Below are 16,748 nucleotides of genomic sequence, written 5' to 3'. Positions count from 1 at the left end.
CCCCCCCCCCCGCCACTCACGTGCTCAGGGGACGGGTATGTGATCGGCGGCGGCGAGCGCCTGGCGGGCGTGCGCCCGCACGTCGGCGTCCGTGTCCTCGAGCGCAGTGGTGAGCGCGCCGACGGCGGCCCGGCCGCCCGGCCACCGGCCGAGTGCGAGGACGGCGGCCTTGCGCACGTCGAGGTGCGCATCCGTCAGGGCGTCCGCCAGCGCGGCCACCGCGACTTCGGGGTCCGCTCCGGCGAGTGCCCGCGCGGCGCCCTGCCGGATCTGCCAGGCCGACTCCCGCAGCGCCGCCGCCGCAAGGGTCACGTCGTCGCCGGTGCAGCCCAGACTCGCGAACGCCGTGAGCGCGGCGGCGCGCACGAGCGGATCGCGGTCGCCGGCCAGCGAGCGCACGGTGTCGACACCGCCGAGCCCGATGGTGGCCAGGCCGTGTGCGACGGTGATCCGCACTTCCCGGTTCTCGTCGTGCGCGCCCGCCGCCACCGACTCCCACCGGTCCAGCGACACCAGCGCCCGCACCGCTTCGATCCGGACGTGGTGATCGCCGTCGGACAGCGCCGTCAGGAACTGCTCCGCCGAACCGGCGTGCAACGCGCGCAGAACGTCGACCACGGCGGCCCGGACCACGGCGTCACCCGACCCCAGGTGGTCGGCCAGTCCGTCGGCGGACGGCAGCACCTCGACGAGTTCGCGCAGGCCGTCGGCGGCAGCGCGGCGCACCGTCACCGCACCGTCGCCGAGGGCGTCGACGAGGGCCGCCCCGAATCCGTCCGGGGTTCCTTCCGTCAGCACCGAGAGTGCCGTGACGCGGACCTGCGGGTCGGCGTCGCCCAGATACGGTGCAAGCTCTGCGACGCTCGGCGCGTCGAGTCCGAGGACTGCGACGATGGCCGGTGACGACGGCTCCTGCCGGACCGGCGCCGCGATGCGCGAGCGCTCCTCCACCGGGGCACGCCCCCCGACCAGCGGCGGCTGCGCGACGGGTACGACCGTCCGGTCCACCGGCGGAAGGGAATCGAGACCGGGCACCGGCACGAAGTACGGCTCGACGGGGCGCTTGAGGAATTCCATGTCGCCGTTCTCGCCGCGCCGCAGATTCAGGTGGTACCCCCATTCGTCGTCCCGCTGCTCCGGGAGATCCGCCCGTTCGTGGTAGAGCCCCCAGCGACTTTCGGTCCTGGTGAGGGAACTGCGGGACGCCATTTCCGCGCAGTCCCGGATGAACGTGACCTCCGCGCAGCGCATCAGCTCGTGCGGGGTGGTCGCGCCCATCCCGGCGATCTCCCCAGCCATCCGTTCGAACGTCTCGACGGCGATCGACAGCTTCGTCGCCGTCTTCGGCGGCGCGACGTAGTCGTTGACGAAGCGGCGCAGCTTGTACTCGACCTGCGGCTGCGGCGGCCCGTCCGGGTTGCGCAGCGGCCGGTAGATCAGCTCGTGCGCGGCGGCCAGCTGCTCCGCGGGCAGCGCGGCCGGCGCCTCGACGTCGGGCAGGGTGCCGGTGGCGTGCGATCCGGCGAGGTCGCCGTACACGAAGGCGCCGATCATGTAGTTGTGGGGGACGCAGGCGAGGTCGCCTGCCGCGTACAAGCCGGGAACGGTGGTCGCGCCGTGCTCGTCCACCCACACCCCGGACGCGGAATGCCCGCTGCACAAGCCGATCTCGGAGATGTGCATCTCGATGTCATGGCTGCGGTAGTCGTGGCCGCGGTTCGCGTGGAACGTGCCGCGGGTGGGGCGTTCCGTGGTGTGCAGGATCGACTCGAGCGTGTCGAGCGTTTCCTCCGGGAGGTGGCTGACCTTGAGATAGATGGGCCCGCGGGCGGATTCGATCTCGCTCTTGACCTCGCTCATCATCTGCCCCGACCAGTAGTCGGAGTCGACGAACCGTTCCCCCTCGGCGTTCACCTGGTAGCCGCCGAACGGGTTCGCGACGTACGCGCACGCCGGGCCGTTGTAGTCCTTGATCAGCGGGTTGATCTGGAAGCATTCGATGCCGCTGAGTTCGGCTCCCGCGTGATAGGCCATCGAGTAACCGTCACCGGCGTTGGTGGGGTTCTCGTACGTGCCGTAGAGGTACCCCGATGCCGGGAGCCCGAGCCGGCCACACGGACCGGTCGCGAGGATCACTGCCTTCGCCCCGACCGCGACGAACTCACCGGTGCGGGTGTTCAGCGCCGCGGCCCCGACGGCGCGGCCGTTCTCCGTCAGCACCCGGACGGGCATCAGCCGGTTCTCGATGCGGATCTTCTCCCGCATCTTCCGCTGCCGCAGCACCCGGTAGAGGGCCTTCTTCACATCCTTGCCCTCGGGCATCGGCAGCACGTACGAGCCGGAGCGGTGCACCCGGCGGACCGCGTATTCGCCGTACTCGTCCTTCTCGAACTTCACGCCGTACTTCTCGAGGCGCTGCACCATCGCGAAACCGCGGGTCGCCGTCTGGTACACGGTGCGCTGGTTGACGATTCCGTCGTTGGCTCTGGTGATCTCGGCGACGTAGTCCTCGGGTTCGGCCTTGCCGGGAATGACGGCGTTGTTGACGCCGTCCATTCCCATTGCGAGCGCGCCGGAATGGCGCACGTGCGCCTTCTCGAGCAGCAGCACGTTCGCGCCGTTCTCGGCGGCGGTCAGTGCCGCCATCGTGCCGGCGGTGCCGCCACCGATCACGAGCACGTCGCAATCGAGACGGACGGTGTCCGCGAGGTCGGGGATGTCCATCAGGTCTCCGAAGTGTGGTTCAGTGCGGCGAGCACGTCGGCGCGCGCGGCACGGGTGTCGGGGTGGTCGAGGTGGTCGCGGTCCCGGGGGTGCGGGATGTCGACGAGCGCCCGCAGCGGCTCGCCGGCCCGGCCGAGCACCGCGACGCGATCACCGAGCAGCACCGCCTCGTCCACGTCGTGGGTCACGAACACCACGGTGGTCGGGTGAGTACTCCACGTGTCGACGAGCAGTCGCTGCATGACGCCGCGGGTCTGGGTGTCGAGGGCGCCGAACGGCTCGTCCATCATCACGGCCCGCGGCGCCCCGGCGAGTCCGCGCGCCAACTGCACTCGTTGCCGCATGCCGCCGGACAGGTTCTTGGGCAGGAAGTCGCCGAACCCGGTCAGACCCACCTCCGCGATCCAGCGATCGGCGGTCTCACGGCGTCCCTTGCGGGGTTCGCCGCGGAGCGCGAGGGCCAGCTCGATGTTCGAGCGCACCGTGCGCCACGGGAGGAGCGCGTTGTCCTGGAAGACGACGGCCCGGTCCCGGGACGTCGACTCCACCGCCGCACCGTCGGCGACGACGCGGCCCGAATCGGGCGGCAGCAGACCGGCCAGTGCGCGCAGCACGGTGGACTTACCGCACCCCGAAGGCCCGGTGAGCACGAGGATCTCGCCGGGGACCACGGTCAGCGACAGCGAACGGATGACGGGGTTCCCGGTGTAGGACAGGGTGACGTCGTCGAGGACCAGCGACATGCCGGCGGCCACGGACGCTCCGGCGGTGGCGGTCATGCGCGCTCCCCTCGCGGCAGCCAGCGGGTGACGCGCCTGCCGAGCAGTTCGACTGCGCCGGACGTCGCGAATCCGAGGATGCCGATGGTGATCATGCCGACGAAGACGCCGGGATAGTCGACGATCGTGTACGCCTGCCAGGTGCGGTAGCCGACACCGAGCCTGCCGGAGATCATCTCGGCGGAGATCACGCAGATCCACGCCACCCCGATCCCGACCGACAGTCCACCGAACACGCCGGGCAGGATTCCGGGCAGCACCACCCGGGACAGCACGTCCCAGCGTCCGCCACCGAGCGTGCGCACCGAGTCCTCCCACAATGTCGGGAGGGCCCGGACAGCGTGCCGGGTGCTCACCATGATCGGGAAGAACGCGGCAACGAACGTGATGAACACGATGCCGGCCTCGTCGCTGGGGAACAGCAGGATCGCGACGGGCACCACCGCGATGGCGGGGATCGGCCGCGCGAGCTCCGTCAGCGGACCGAGGACGTCGGCGAACAGTTCCGATCTGCCGAGGGCGATTCCGGTGGCCACACCGACCACGGTCGCGAGTCCGAATCCGCTGAGGATGCGGATCAGCGACTGCCCGAGGTCGAGGTAGAACAGGTCGCTCTGCAGCTGGGTACCGAACGCGGACACGACGTCGGTGACGGTGGGGAGCGTGTCGAACCGCAACCACACCCGCACGTCGTTGGCGGTCAGCAACTGCCACGCGACGATTGCCGCGATCACGGACGTGATCCGTACGAGGCGTGACCGCCACGGCGAGGTTCGCCGGCGCGTCGATGCCGGATCGTGTTCTTCGACAGCGGCTTCGGTGTCGACCAGGACCGTCGACCGTTGCAGGGTGGTCACTGCCGCACCTCCTCGACCGCGCGGTCGTACGTGACCACGCCACCCGTGGGGTGCGCGCGCAGGTAGCGGTCTGCCGCGGCGCCGGTGGTGAAGGGCAGGAAGTTGTCGCCGTCGCGCACCCACACCGATTTGTCCGCGAACCACCGGGTGCCCAGTTCGGCGTCGGGAACGTAGGCAGCGCGCACGGCGCGTCCCTCGGCCCGGGCCTGCTTCACCGCCCGGAGCAGGCACGTCGGGTCCGCGGCCGGCTGCGTCCCGGTGGCGCCGTCGAACCAGACCTCGCCGGCCAGTGCCGGATCGCTCGGGGCGGTGGCGCACACGGGATCAGTGCCGATGACCGACGTCGGGTTGGCCGTGGACGCGAGCGTGGCGTCGTAGTCCTGCCCGTCGGCCTCGAACGCGGACCGGAGCGGAGCGTCGTTCACGAAACCGTCGACGTCGAGGTCGGCGAAGTCGCCGATCGACTTCAGGTACGGCACATCGTTCTTCAGCGCGCCGATCAGGTCCGGCTCGAGCGTCGTGTCGAACGACGTGCCGCCCGGGCCGTTGTACAGGTACACGACCTCCTGCGGCAGGCCGCTCGCGTCGGCCACGATCCGCGACGCCTCGAGCGGTTGCGTCTGGACGAACCGCGTGGCGTCGAGCTGCGCCCGGAGGAATGCGTCGAGAACTTCGGGGTGTTCGTCCGCGTACGCCTCACGGGCCACCACACCGTGCAGGGTCGGGGTTCGGAGTTCGGCGCCGTCGTACAGCAGCTTGGCCTTGTCCTGGAAGACGAGAAGCCCGGGCCAGGCGACGAACTGCGACAGCGCCGCCACCTGACCGGACTCCAGGGCAGAGGATCCGACCTGCGGCTGCTGGTTGAGCACTTCGACGCCGGTACCCGGGTCGATTCCGGCGCGGTCGAGTGCCTGGACGAGGGTGCCGTGGCCTGCGGAGCCGACGCTCGCGGACACCTTCTTGCCGGCCAGGTCGCCGAGTGTGGTCGCGGGTGAATTCGGTGGCACCACCACCATGTTCAGTGCGCCCTCGGGGTTGTAACCGGTGACCGAGACGATCTCCGTCTTCGAGCGCGGGTTCGCCTGGGTGCGGGAGCCGTTGATCAGCATGGGGTAGTCGCCCATCGATCCGATGTCGATCTTCTCGGCCACCATCTGGGCGGTGATCGGCGCCCCGGTGTCGTAGTCCTGCCACTCGACGGAGTACTTCGTTCCGGTCTGTTCCGTCACGTCCTGCAGGCGCTGTTCGAGGTATCCCTGTGCGCGCAGCAGCGTTCCGGCGGTGACGGTGTTGATCGTCTTGGACTGGTACCCGATCACGAGTGTGACCGCGTCACCGTTGTCGGCCGAGGGTTCGAGGGAGCAACTCGTCGCCACGAGTGTCAGTGCCGCGGCGGCGATCGCGAAGGTGGAAGAGCGTCGCTTCATCTGTGTGGTCTTTCGCTCAGCGGAGGAGGTACGGCATGTTCACGGTGACCGCGCCGGTCGGGCAGCGAGCCGCGCAGGGCCCGCAGTACCAACATTCGTCGACGTGCATGAAGGCCTTGCCGTTCTCCGGGTTGATAGCCAGCGAATCGAGCGGGCAGATCTCGACGCACAGGGTGCAGCCCTCGATGCACAGCGACTCGTCGATGGTGACGGGTACGTCGGCTCGTTGATTGACCAAAGTCATGAGGTGAGCTCCCAGTTCGTGATGTCGGGTCGGCGGACGAGGCTGCTGCGCATGGTGATTCGGTCACCGCGCATGCGGATGTATTCGAGGTCGACGGGACGTCCGTCGACGAGCCGGGTGAGGCGTTCGAGCAACAGGAGCGCCGCACCCTCGGGCGTCTGGAGGTTCGCGGCGGAATGGGCGTCGGCGTTCACCGATTCGATCGCCACATCGGCGGAGCCGAGGGGCTGACCGCAGACCTCCTCGATCAGCGCGAACACGTCGTTGGTTTCGAGGTCGTGGCCGAGGATCTCGGCTCCGATGTCGGGAACGAGGTACGTGAGGTCCAGGCTGAGCGGCAGGTCGCCGAGATAGCGCACCCGCTCGATGTAGACGGCAGGTTCGCTCGGCTCCAGCTGCAGGCGGCGGGCGACGGCGGGCGGCGGGCTGATCTCCAGGGCGGCGCGGACGTCGTTGCGGACCTCGCCGTGCCCCTTCAGCGTCTCCTTCAACCCGAGCAGGGCGTCGAGACCGTGGTCGTACTTGCGCTGCGCCACGTGCGTTCCCACGCGCGGGACCCGGTCGATGAGCCCCTCCTGCTTCAGCAGCGCCAGTCCGTCGCGTACCGCGTTGCGCGACACGCCGAACTCGGCGGCCAACTCCGATTCCGACGGCAATCCGCGCTCGGCGAAGGAGTCCGCGTGGATCTGCTGACGGAGCAGGTCGGCGAATCTGCGCGCATGGTCCGCGCGGGAACTGCGCGACGCCGTCTGGAGGGGAGTCGGATTCACCACCGTGGTTTCCTTCGTCGATAGTGCGTGTGAGCTGGACGAAGACAAACGCTAACGGCACTCGGCGGGGCCCGGAGTCGCCGCGAACAGCCGCTCGGGGCGCCCCCGTGAATCGGCCGGGTCCACGCCGGGACCGGAACGCCTCACCAGCGGAAACACGGCAACGACCCGGCAATGCGCCAGGCCGGGCCGGGCCGGGAAGTTTCAATCAGGGTGATTCGAAGTCGCGACGTCCGCCCGTCGAGCGATGAAGTCTAGGTTAGGCTTACCTTCTATCTTCGCCCCGAAGGAGTCGTTGCCGTGTTCGCACCCACCGCCAGACGTCAGCTCGCCGTCGCACTCGCCGTGGCCAGTTCGTCCCTCTTCCTCGCCGCGTGCTCGTCCGGCGACAGCGGAGGCACCACGGAAGCGTCCGGTGAGGGATTTCCGGTCACCATCGAGAACACGTTCGGATCGACAACCCTCGACGCGGCGCCCGAACGCATCGTCACCCTCGGATGGAACGCCCAGGACGTCGTCTACGCGCTCGGCGAGACACCGGTCGGCATGCCGAAATACACATACGGCGCCGAGGCGAACGGTGTGATGCCCTGGCTGCAGGACCGATTCGATCCGTCCCGGACCACGTTGCTCGACACGGCGACGTCCACCCCCATCGAGGGCGTCGCCTCGCTGGCGCCCGATGTCGTCCTCGCCCCATACGAGGGATTCGACCAGGCGACGTACGAGAAGCTGTCGGGAATCGCCCCCACGGTGGCGTACCCGGACAAGGCGTGGCAGACCACGTGGCAGGACCAGACCACGCTGGTCGGACAGGCACTCGGCAAGAGCGCCGAGGCGGAGCAGCTGGTGGCCGGTCTCGACGACACCCTCGCCCAGACCGCCGCCGCGCACCCCGAGTTCGCCGGCAAGACGATCTCGGTGATCAACTTCGACACCGACGCCGCGACGGTCAACGTCTACATGCCCTCCGATCCCCGTGTCCAGGTGCTGACCCAGCTCGGGTTCACCGTGTCTCCCGGTGTGCAGAAGCTGGCCGCTGCCAATGATCCGGACAAGTTCTTCGCCGACATCTCCGTGGAGAACATCTCCGATGTGGACGCCGACGTCGTGGTCGCGTTCGTCCCGGAGAACACCACCGTCGCCGCGAACCCGGCCTACGCGAATCTCGGTGCCCTCGGGCGTGGAACCGCGGTCGCGCTGTCGGACACGAAGATCATCTCGGGGCTCAGCCAGACCAGCGTTCTCGCGACACCGTGGGTTCTGGACAAGCTGACGCCTCAGCTGAGCGAGGCCGCCACGAAAGCGGGTGCCTGAACTCCCGCCTGACAGGCGGTCTCGGGCGTAGCGTGATTCGAGACACAAATTTCCGCTGTGCCCGCATCAGGAACGCTCGCCGAAAGCAGGTATGCGATGACGCAGATGTCCGAAAGACACACCGCGAAGGTCATCGGCGTCACCGTCGCCGCCGCGGTAGGTGGATTTCTCTTCGGTTTCGACAGCTCGGTCATCAACGGCGCCGTCGATTCCATCCAGGGCCACTTCGAACTCGGATCGTTCTTCACGGGCTTCGCCGTGGCGATCGCCCTGCTCGGATGTGCTGTGGGCGCATGGTTTGCGGGTCGCCTCGCGGACCGCTGGGGCCGCAAGAAAGTGATGCTGCTCGGTTCGGTGCTGTTCGTCGTGTCCTCGCTCGGAGCGGGTCTCGCCTTCAGCGTCCCCGACCTGATGCTGTGGCGCGTCCTCGGAGGCCTCGGCATCGGGATCGCGTCGGTCATTGCGCCCACGTACATCGCGGAGATCGCGCCGGCCCGCTACCGCGGCGCGTTGGCGTCGCTGCAGCAGTTGGCCATTACTCTCGGCATCTTCGCCGCGCTGCTGTCGGACGCGGTGCTGCAGAACGCCGCGGGCGGCGCCTCGAACGAGTTGTGGCTGAACCTCGAGGCCTGGCGCTGGATGTTCCTCGTCGGTGTGGTCCCCGCGGTCGTGTACGGCATTCTCGCCCTGCTCATTCCCGAGTCTCCGCGGTACCTCGTGGGCAAGCACCTCGATCAGGAGGCGGCCGACATCCTCGCGAACATCACCGGCGAAGTCGACCCGCACGAGCGCGTCTCCGAGATCCGGCTGACCCTCCGCCACGAATCGACGGCGTCGTTCGACGACATTCGCGGCCCGAAGTTCGGGCTGCAGCCCATCGTCTGGGTCGGCATCTTCATGGCCATCTTCCAGCAGTTCGTGGGTATCAACGCGATCTTCTACTACTCCACCACGCTCTGGAAGTCGGTGGGCTTCACCGAGAACGAGTCGTTCACCACGTCGGTGATCACCGCGATCATCAACGTGGGCATGACGTTCGTCGCCATCCTGTTCGTCGACCGGATCGGCAGGCGCATCCTGCTCATGGTCGGCTCGCTCGGCATGTTCGTGAGCCTGCTCATGGCCGCAATCGCCTTCTCCCAGGCGACGGGCAGCGGCGACGACGTCGTGCTCCCCAGCCCGTGGGGGGCGGTCGCCCTGATCGGCGCCAACCTGTTCGTGATCTTCTTCGCCTCCACCTGGGGCCCGGTCATGTGGGTGATGCTGGGCGAGATGTTCCCCAACAACATGCGCGCCTACGCACTCGGCATCAGCACGGCGGCGAACTGGATCGCGAACTTCATGGTCACGCTGTCGTTCCCGCCGCTCACCCGCTCGGTCGGGCTGTGGTTCCTGTACGGACTATTCGCGTTCTTCGCGTTGCTGTCCTTCTTCTTCGTCCGGTCGAAGGTCCAGGAGACGAAGGGGATGGAACTCGAGGAGATGCACACCTGACCCAGGCACGAACGGATCCGGCCGAATCACAGTGTGATTCGGCCGGATCTCTGTGTGGGGCGCCCGGTACTACTGTCCACTTTTCTCCGCGCGCTGCGCATCGAGGTCGGCGACGACACCGTTCTGCTGCCCGGGGCGCAGGTTCCCGAGGCCGGCGAACCATCCGGTGATCTGCCGGGCGACGTCCTGCGCGGTGAGGCCAAGCTCGGCGTGGATCTGCGCGCGCGACGCGTGGTCGAGGAACCGTTGCGGAACACCGAGGTCACGACAGGGGACGTCGACCCCGGCCGACCGCAGCGCGGCGGACACGGTGGAACCGACACCGCCGTGCAGCCCACTGTCCTCGACGGTGACGACCATCGTGTAGTCCTCGGCGAGCTTCACCAGCGACTCCGGGACGGGCAGGACCCACCGCGGGTCGACGACGGTCGCCGAGATGCCCTGCTGTTCCAGGCGTTCCGCCGCGGCGAGCGCGAGACCGGCGAACGCGCCGACCGACACGATGAGCACGTCGTTCCGCCCGGAGGGGGCGCGAAGGATGTCGACGACACCGTCCACGCGGCTCAGCGCGGGGACGTCGTCGCAGACCGTGCCCTTCGGGAACCGGAGCGCGGTCGGGCCGTCGTCGACGGCCAGCGCTTCGTCCAGTTCCTCCCGCAGGGTGGCGGTGTCGCGGGGAGCCGCGACCTTCATACCGGGGACGATGCCGAGCAGCGACATGTCCCACATGCCGTTGTGGCTGGCGCCGTCGTTGCCGGTGATACCCGCGCGGTCGAGAACGAGGGTGACGGGAAGTTTCAGCAACGCCACGTCCATCAGCAGCTGATCGAACGCGCGGTTGAGGAACGTCGAATAGACCGCGACCACCGGGTGCAGACCCCCCAGGGCGAGGCCGGCCGCCGATGTCACGGCGTGCTGCTCGGCGATTCCGACGTCGAACATCCGGTCGGGATACTTCTCGCCGAACGCGGCGAGACCGGTCGGGCCCGCCATCGCCGCGGTGATCGCCACGATGTCCTGCCGGTGGCTCGCCTGATCGATCAGCTCGGCCGAGAACACCGACGTCCAGTCGGCGGACGCCGACCCGGCCGACTTACCCGTGATCGGGTCGATCACGCCGGTCGAGTGCATCTGATCGGCCACGTGGTTCTCGGCGGGCGCGTACCCCATGCCCTTGCGGGTGACGGCGTGGACGATGACCGGGCCACCGAACGCCTTCGCGCGGCGCAGCGCGGATTCGAGCGCGGCCTCGTCGTGTCCGTCGACCGGCCCGAGGTACTTGATGCCGAGGTCCGTGAACATCACCTGCGGGGCCACGGCGTCTTTGAGGCCCGCCTTCATGCCGTGCAGGACCGAGTAGGCGGTACGGCCCACCCACGGAAGTTTCTTCACCATCCGGCGGCCACTGTCGAGGATGCGCTCGTATCCCGGCTGGAGGCGGAGAGCCGCGAGGTGGTCGGCGAGACCACCGATGGTCGGCGCGTACGAGCGGCCGTTGTCGTTGACGACGATGACCACCGAGCGGTCCTTGCCTGCCGCGATGTTGTTCAGGGCCTCCCAGCACATGCCGCCGGTCAGTGCGCCGTCACCCACGACGGCCACGACGTGGCGGTCCTGCCCGGTCAGTTCGAAGGCCTTCGCGAGGCCGTCCGCGTACGACAGCGACGCCGATGCGTGCGAGGACTCGACCCAGTCGTGGTCGCTCTCCGCCCGGCACGGGTACCCGGACAGGCCTCCCTGCTTGCGGAGCGAGTCGAAATCGTCCTTGCGGCCGGTGAGGATCTTGTGGACGTACGCCTGGTGGCCCGTGTCGAAGATGATCGGGTCGGCGGGCGACTCGAAGATGCGGTGCAACGCGAGGGTCAGTTCGACGACGCCCAGGTTGGGGCCGAGATGCCCACCGGTCGCCGCGACCTTCTGCACGAGGAACTCACGAATCTCCGCGGCGAGCTGCTTCATCTCCGCCGAATTCAGCTGACGAAGATCGTCAGGCGTCTGGATACGGGCAAGAACACCCAACGAGATCGCTCCCTCCGTGATGCACGCCGCCTTGCGTGCCTCTGCCGTGGCTTCGTGTCACGTCACAGTGGAACCAGTCTACGGAGCCGCCGGAGCGCGGGACACACGGTATGGGCCGGTGCGGCCCCGTATCGTGGGCTCGTCCTCGGGCATCCCGGCCACGGCCGTGACCGGCTTCACACAATTGTGCCGCCGGACGGACTCCTCGGAACACCCGACAGCGTCGTGAACAGCCTCTAGGGTCGACTCATGAGCACCGTCGTGGACGCGCTGATCGGGAAAGTCTTCGCCGCGACCCGGGAGAACCGCAGCGGCGAGCTCGCCGACTACATTCCCGAACTCGCCGCGGTCGCCCCCGACTCGTTCGGAATCTGCATCGCCACCGTGGACGGCTTCGTGTACGAGGTCGGCGACACCCGCCTGCCGTTCACGATCCAGTCCATCTCGAAACCGTTCACGTATGCCCTGGCGCTCGCCGATCGCGGGTCCGGCGCCGTCGCCGAGAAGATCGACGTCGAACCGTCCGGGGAACCGTTCAACGAGATCAGCCTCGACCCCCGGACGGAGCGACCGCGCAATCCCATGATCAACGCCGGGGCGATCACAGCGGCGTCGCTGGTGGCCGGACCGGACCTGGACACCCGGTTCGAACGAATCCGGGCCGCGTACTCCCGCTACGCCGGACGGGACCTGACGTTCAACCGGTCGGTGTACGAGTCCGAGTCACGGACCGGGCACCGCAACCGGGCCATCGGCCACATGCTGCGCTCGTTCGACATCATCACCGGCGACCCCGACGAGGCCGTCGACCTCTACTTCCGCCAGTGCTCCGTCGACGTGACGTGCCGGGACCTGAGCGTGATGGCTGCGACGATGGCGAACAACGGCGTCAACCCCGTCACCCGGGAGACCGTTCTCGACCCGGCCCTCGTCGAGCGGGTTCTGAGCGTGATGTCGACATGCGGCATGTACGACGCCGCGGGCAAGTGGGTGTACGAGGTGGGGTTGCCGGCCAAGAGCGGCGTCGGCGGCGGCATCATCGCGGTCCTGCCGGGGCAGATCGGCATCGCCGTCTACTCGCCGCGCCTCGACGAGCACGGCAACAGCGTGCGCGGGGTGGAGGCGTGCCGGGCCTTGTCGGCCGAGTTGGAGTTGCATTTCCTCCATGTCACCCGTGCCGCCCGTTCGGCGATCCGTGCCAGTTACTCCGTCGTCGACGGTCCGTCGCGGATGCGGCGCACTCCCGCCGAGCGGGCCGCCCTCGACGACGTCGGCAAGCGCAGCAGGATCTACGAGCTGCACGGCGACCTCCTCTTCGCCGGCGCGGAGTCCGCGGTGCGCGAGATCGGCGGGGTCGAGACCGAGCTCGAGGTCGTGGTGATCGACGTCCGGCGGGTCGACGACGTCGGCGGCATCGCGCGCCGCATGCTCGACAGTCTGCGCGACGAACTCACCCGTCGCGGCTGCGCAGTCGCCCTCGTCGATCCGGCGGGGCTGCTGGGCTACACGCGGTCGGATCTCACCGGAACGAGCGGGCGGGTGTTCGCCGACCTCGACGCCGCACTGCAGTGGTCCGAGGACACCCTCCTCGACCTGCACTGCGCCGCCCTCCGCCAGCCGGCATCGATCGACGTCACGCAACATCCGGTGCTGGCCGGACTTCCACCGGAGCAGCTGCGGCGACTCGCCCGCGACCTCGATATCCGCACGTTCACGCGCGACGAGCAGATCATCCACCGGGGCGACCGGGCGTGCGGGCTGTTTCTGATCCTGTCGGGCCGGGTCAGCATGAGAGTCACCGATTCCGGGGGTGCCGTGTACCGGATCATGACGCTCTCGACGGGCATGACCTTCGGCGAGATGACGATGCTGCTCGACTTGCACTTCCTCAACGACGTGTGCGCCGACTCCGACGTCACCGTCGCCGTACTCCCCGCGGAACGGTACGCCGACATGGCCGCTCACGAGCCCGGCCTCAAACTCGCTCTCCTCGAACGGCTTGCTGCCGGTGCCTACGAGCAACTCGACGTGGTGCTCCGGTCGCTGCTGCGGCCCTGATCCAGGACCGCCCACAGGAAATGCGATTGCCCGAATCGGAAAAATCGGACAGGCTTGGGGCTCGGAATCGACGACGCTCGAATCGAAAGCAGGGTGCAATGCTCTCAGCGACAAAGCTGGCCATCGAGACGACGGGACTCGTCAAGACGTTCGGATCCACCCACGCGGTCGACGGCCTGGATCTGGCCGTCCCCCTCGGGGGCGTGTACGGCGTCCTCGGACCGAACGGCGCGGGCAAGACCACCGCGATCCGGATGCTGGCCACGCTCCTGCCCCTCGACGGTGGAACGGCCACCGTGCTGGGGCACGACGTCGCGAGCGAACCGGACGCCGTGCGCAGCAAGGTTTCACTCACGGGACAGTTCGCCTCGCTCGACGAGGATCTGACGGGCAGCGAGAATCTGTTGCTGCTCGGCCGGCTGTACGGGTACTCCCGCGCGGCGGCCCGCACCCGGTCCGAACAGCTGCTGTCCGCCTTCGGGCTCGACGAGGCAGGCAACCGGCAGGTGAAGAACTACTCCGGCGGTATGCGCCGGAGGCTCGACATCGCGGCGAGCATCATCGTCACTCCGGAGATGGTCTTCCTCGACGAGCCCACCACCGGTCTCGACCCGCGCAGTCGCAATCAGGTGTGGGAGATCGTCCGCGCACTGGTGGCCGGCGGCACGACGGTTCTGCTGACCACGCAGTACCTCGACGAGGCCGATCAACTCGCCGACCGGGTGGCAGTCATCGACCACGGCAAGGTGATCGCCGAGGGCACCACCGGTGAACTGAAGGCCTCCGTCGGGTCGGGTGCCCTGCACGTGCGGGTCACCGACACCGCAACCCGTCCCGCGGCGGCAGCGCTGCTGAGGAACGTGCTCGAGGTGCCGATCACCGAAGAAGCCGATCCGGCCGCCCTCACCGCCCGTATCGACGACCCGGCCCGGGTCTCGCGGGCGCTGCCCGCACTCGACGACGCCGGAATCGCCGTCAGCACATTCGCATTGGGGCAACCGAGCCTCGACGAAGTCTTCCTCTCCCTCACCGGCCGACCCACCGAGGAGCATGCGTCATGACCTCCACCACCGACCGGACCGCCGACACCGCCACCGCTGTCGCCGACGTCCTGAAGATGCCCGGCCCGAGGCCCGCGAGACCCACCGCGTGGTCCACCTCGCTCTCGTTCGGCTGGCGAGCCCTGCTCAAGATCAAGCACGTGCCCGAGCAACTGTTCGACGTGACGATGTTCCCGATCATGTTCACGTTGATGTTCACGTACCTCTTCGGCGGCGCGCTGGCCGGTTCGACCAGTGCCTACGTGCAGTTCCTTCTGCCGGGCATCCTCGTGCAGACGGTCGTCATGATCACCATGTACACCGGGCTGACACTCAACAAGGACATCGAGAAGGGTGTATTCGACCGGTTCCGGTCGCTCCCGATCTGGCGTCCGTCCCCACTCGTCGGCGCGCTGCTCGGTGACGTCGTCCGCTACACGATCGCGTCGATCATCGTCCTGATCCTCGGGCTCGTCCTGGGATTCCGCCCGGACGGCGGTCTCGTCGGTGTGGTGGCGTCGATCGGCCTGCTGCTGCTGTTCTCGTTCAGCCTGTCCTGGATCTGGACGATGTTCGCGATGCTCATGCGCACCGAGCAGGCGGTCATGGGTGTGTCGATGTTCATCCTGTTTCCGCTGACATTCGCCAGCAACATCTTCGTCGACCCCGCGACCATGCCGGGCTGGCTGCAGGCGTTCGTCGGCGTCAACCCGATCAGCAAGCTGGTGACGTCCATCCGCGGGCTCATGGCCGGGACGGTGGAGATGGCGGATCTCGCCGTCGTGTTCGGGTGGTGCGCCGGGTTCGTCGTGATCTTCGGACCACTGACGATGCGCCTGTACAACCGTAAGTCGTGACGGTGGCGGCCACCGATCACACCGAGAGATCGGTGACGGTGCGGGGATCCGGAATCGTGTCGGCGGTTCCGGATCTCGTCCGCGCCACCGTCACCGTGACCGCGACGCGTCCCGCGGTGGCCGACGCGTTCGAGGCCGTCGCCCGGTCCACCACCGCCGTCACGGACACCCTGCACGGGTACGGCGTCTCGGGGCCCGACCTCGCGACCACCGGGCTCTCCGTGCACTCCGAGACCACCTGGACCGAGGGCCGGGGCAGCGAGGTGACCGGCTACACCGCCGCGACGACGCTGCAGATCACCGTCCGCGAGGCCGGGGCGTCCGCATCGTCACCGGCGCAGGTGGTGGCCGCCTGCGTCGGCGCGGGTGGCGACGACATCCGTCTCGGCGGACTCGAATTCGACTTCGCCGATCCTGCCGCGCTGACGGCGACAGCCCGGGACCGGGCCTGGGCCGATGCTCTCGCCAAGGCGGAGCAGTACGCCTCGCTGTCGCGTCGTGTGCTGGGCGAGGTGCTCGACATCGCGGAAGTCGACATCGGTGACGTGTCCCCGCGGCCGGTCGCGAAGGCGTTCGCGGCGGCCGACTCCCCGATCGCAGTCGAACGCGGCGAGAAACCGACGCGGGTCGACGTCCGCGTGCGGTGGCGTCTCGTCTAGGCCCGGGGGCCCCGCTGCTGGACCGACGCGGCGAACGTGTCGTTGAGCTGCGTCAGCGACGTCACCGCCGCGAGCGCCTGTTCCTGGGACCAGCCTTCGAGCATGCCGCGCAGCCGTTCGGCCCGGCGCTCGGTCGTCTCGCGCAGAATGTCCATCCCGTTCGGCGACACCCGAATGCGGGAGGCACGCTTGTCGTCAGGATCGGCGGCGCGCGACACGTATCCCGCGTCGACCAGTTCGGAAATCTGCCTGCTCAGCGAGGACTGACTGACGCACAGGTCGGCGGCCAGTTCGTTCTGGCGGCACTCCCCGCGCGCGGCGAGCACGAAGAGCACGCTCGTCAGCGCCGGCGGGATAGGGGTCTCGCCGCTCGCGGAGACGACCGCCCGCAGCGACCGCCCGAGTGCGAACACCGCATCGACGAGCGCTTGCGCAGTATCTGCCTGTACCGACATCCAGTCCCCGTCCCACACACCCACTACTTGCGGGCCGACTATAACGTT

At 68.5% G+C, this 16,748-nt stretch carries 14 protein-coding genes; 6 read left to right on the top strand and 8 right to left on the bottom strand.

The window, feature by feature from the left end:
- Positions 1-24: 24 nt before the first annotated feature.
- The 6 genes from HGB39_RS25660 to HGB39_RS25635 are packed head-to-tail and all read right to left on the bottom strand — an operon-like array spanning position 25 to position 6,804.
- The gene (locus HGB39_RS25660) at positions 25-2,724 is read right to left on the bottom strand and encodes a fumarate reductase/succinate dehydrogenase flavoprotein subunit (protein ID WP_064080144.1); all 2,700 of its coding nucleotides are present in this window, start codon (positions 2,722-2,724) and stop codon (positions 25-27) included.
- Entirely contained in the window at positions 2,724-3,503 is a 780-nt protein-coding gene (locus HGB39_RS25655; protein WP_005560971.1) for an ABC transporter ATP-binding protein, read from the bottom strand. The genes HGB39_RS25660 and HGB39_RS25655 overlap by 1 nt, the downstream gene beginning before the upstream one ends.
- Positions 3,500-4,360, bottom strand: coding sequence for an ABC transporter permease (locus tag HGB39_RS25650; RefSeq protein ID WP_005560973.1), 861 nt, complete (start codon positions 4,358-4,360; stop codon positions 3,500-3,502). The genes HGB39_RS25655 and HGB39_RS25650 overlap by 4 nt, the downstream gene beginning before the upstream one ends.
- Complete coding sequence (locus tag HGB39_RS25645; protein WP_064080143.1) at positions 4,357-5,787, bottom strand: ABC transporter substrate-binding protein; 1,431 nt, start codon at positions 5,785-5,787, stop codon at positions 4,357-4,359. The genes HGB39_RS25650 and HGB39_RS25645 overlap by 4 nt, the downstream gene beginning before the upstream one ends.
- A gap of 16 nt (positions 5,788-5,803) precedes the next feature.
- A complete protein-coding gene (locus HGB39_RS25640; RefSeq protein WP_005240903.1) occupies positions 5,804-6,031 on the bottom strand; it encodes a 4Fe-4S dicluster domain-containing protein in 228 nt (75 codons plus the stop codon).
- Positions 6,028-6,804, bottom strand: a complete 777-nt coding sequence (locus HGB39_RS25635; protein ID WP_005573441.1) for a GntR family transcriptional regulator — start codon at positions 6,802-6,804, stop codon at positions 6,028-6,030. Before HGB39_RS25635 ends, HGB39_RS25640 begins: the two co-directional genes overlap by 4 nt.
- Before the next feature lie 297 nt (positions 6,805-7,101).
- On the opposite strand from HGB39_RS25635, the gene HGB39_RS25630 reads away from it, so the two are divergent.
- Both HGB39_RS25630 and HGB39_RS25625 read left to right on the top strand, forming a co-directional pair.
- Positions 7,102-8,118 (top strand): iron-siderophore ABC transporter substrate-binding protein, encoded by a 1,017-nt coding sequence (locus HGB39_RS25630; RefSeq protein WP_005573443.1) that lies wholly within the window; start codon positions 7,102-7,104, stop codon positions 8,116-8,118.
- Between the two features lie 96 nt (positions 8,119-8,214).
- A complete protein-coding gene (locus HGB39_RS25625) occupies positions 8,215-9,612 on the top strand; it encodes a sugar porter family MFS transporter (RefSeq protein WP_005573445.1) in 1,398 nt (465 codons plus the stop codon).
- Positions 9,613-9,681: 69 nt separating this feature from the next.
- Here HGB39_RS25625 and dxs read toward each other — a convergent pair whose 3' ends face one another.
- Positions 9,682-11,631, bottom strand: coding sequence for a 1-deoxy-D-xylulose-5-phosphate synthase (gene dxs / locus HGB39_RS25620; RefSeq protein ID WP_043793474.1), 1,950 nt, complete (start codon positions 11,629-11,631; stop codon positions 9,682-9,684).
- Positions 11,632-11,880: 249 nt separating this feature from the next.
- Between dxs and glsA the strand changes: the two genes are divergently transcribed.
- The 4 genes from glsA (at position 11,881) to HGB39_RS25600 (ending at position 16,245) form a co-directional block, all read left to right on the top strand.
- Positions 11,881-13,689: a glutaminase A gene (gene glsA / locus HGB39_RS25615; protein ID WP_005573447.1), complete on the top strand. Its 1,809-nt coding sequence runs from the start codon at positions 11,881-11,883 to the stop codon at positions 13,687-13,689.
- A gap of 98 nt (positions 13,690-13,787) precedes the next feature.
- Positions 13,788-14,750, top strand: coding sequence for a daunorubicin resistance protein DrrA family ABC transporter ATP-binding protein (locus HGB39_RS25610; RefSeq protein WP_005573448.1), 963 nt, complete (start codon positions 13,788-13,790; stop codon positions 14,748-14,750).
- Positions 14,747-15,586, top strand: coding sequence for an ABC transporter permease (locus HGB39_RS25605; protein ID WP_005263974.1), 840 nt, complete (start codon positions 14,747-14,749; stop codon positions 15,584-15,586). The genes HGB39_RS25610 and HGB39_RS25605 overlap by 4 nt, the downstream gene beginning before the upstream one ends.
- Positions 15,583-16,245, top strand: coding sequence for an SIMPL domain-containing protein (locus tag HGB39_RS25600; RefSeq protein ID WP_005573449.1), 663 nt, complete (start codon positions 15,583-15,585; stop codon positions 16,243-16,245). Before HGB39_RS25605 ends, HGB39_RS25600 begins: the two co-directional genes overlap by 4 nt.
- Here HGB39_RS25600 and HGB39_RS25595 read toward each other — a convergent pair.
- Positions 16,242-16,700 (bottom strand): MarR family winged helix-turn-helix transcriptional regulator, encoded by a 459-nt coding sequence (locus HGB39_RS25595; RefSeq protein ID WP_037207097.1) that lies wholly within the window; start codon positions 16,698-16,700, stop codon positions 16,242-16,244. The genes HGB39_RS25600 and HGB39_RS25595 overlap by 4 nt on opposite strands.
- Positions 16,701-16,748: the final 48 nt, after the last annotated feature.

The organism is Rhodococcus opacus (assembly GCF_012396235.1).
Taxonomy (GTDB): domain Bacteria; phylum Actinomycetota; class Actinomycetes; order Mycobacteriales; family Mycobacteriaceae; genus Rhodococcus_F; species Rhodococcus_F opacus.
The sequence above is the reverse complement of the archived record's forward strand: the minus strand, read 5'-3'. Positions and strand labels throughout refer to the sequence as shown.

Excerpts from the sequence above, each read along its gene's own strand:
- HGB39_RS25660 (WP_064080144.1), bottom strand. The coding sequence starts at position 2,724 with ATGGACATCCCCGACCTCGCGGACACCGTCCGTCTCGATTGCGACGTG.
- HGB39_RS25655 (WP_005560971.1), bottom strand. The coding sequence starts at position 3,503 with ATGACCGCCACCGCCGGAGCGTCCGTGGCCGCCGGCATGTCGCTGGTC.
- HGB39_RS25645 (WP_064080143.1), bottom strand. The coding sequence starts at position 5,787 with ATGAAGCGACGCTCTTCCACCTTCGCGATCGCCGCCGCGGCACTGACA.
- HGB39_RS25640 (WP_005240903.1), bottom strand. The coding sequence starts at position 6,031 with ATGACTTTGGTCAATCAACGAGCCGACGTACCCGTCACCATCGACGAG.
- HGB39_RS25625 (WP_005573445.1), top strand. The coding sequence starts at position 8,215 with ATGACGCAGATGTCCGAAAGACACACCGCGAAGGTCATCGGCGTCACC.
- glsA (WP_005573447.1), top strand. The coding sequence starts at position 11,881 with ATGAGCACCGTCGTGGACGCGCTGATCGGGAAAGTCTTCGCCGCGACC.
- HGB39_RS25610 (WP_005573448.1), top strand. The coding sequence starts at position 13,788 with ATGCTCTCAGCGACAAAGCTGGCCATCGAGACGACGGGACTCGTCAAG.
- HGB39_RS25605 (WP_005263974.1), top strand. The coding sequence starts at position 14,747 with ATGACCTCCACCACCGACCGGACCGCCGACACCGCCACCGCTGTCGCC.
- HGB39_RS25595 (WP_037207097.1), bottom strand. The coding sequence starts at position 16,700 with ATGTCGGTACAGGCAGATACTGCGCAAGCGCTCGTCGATGCGGTGTTC.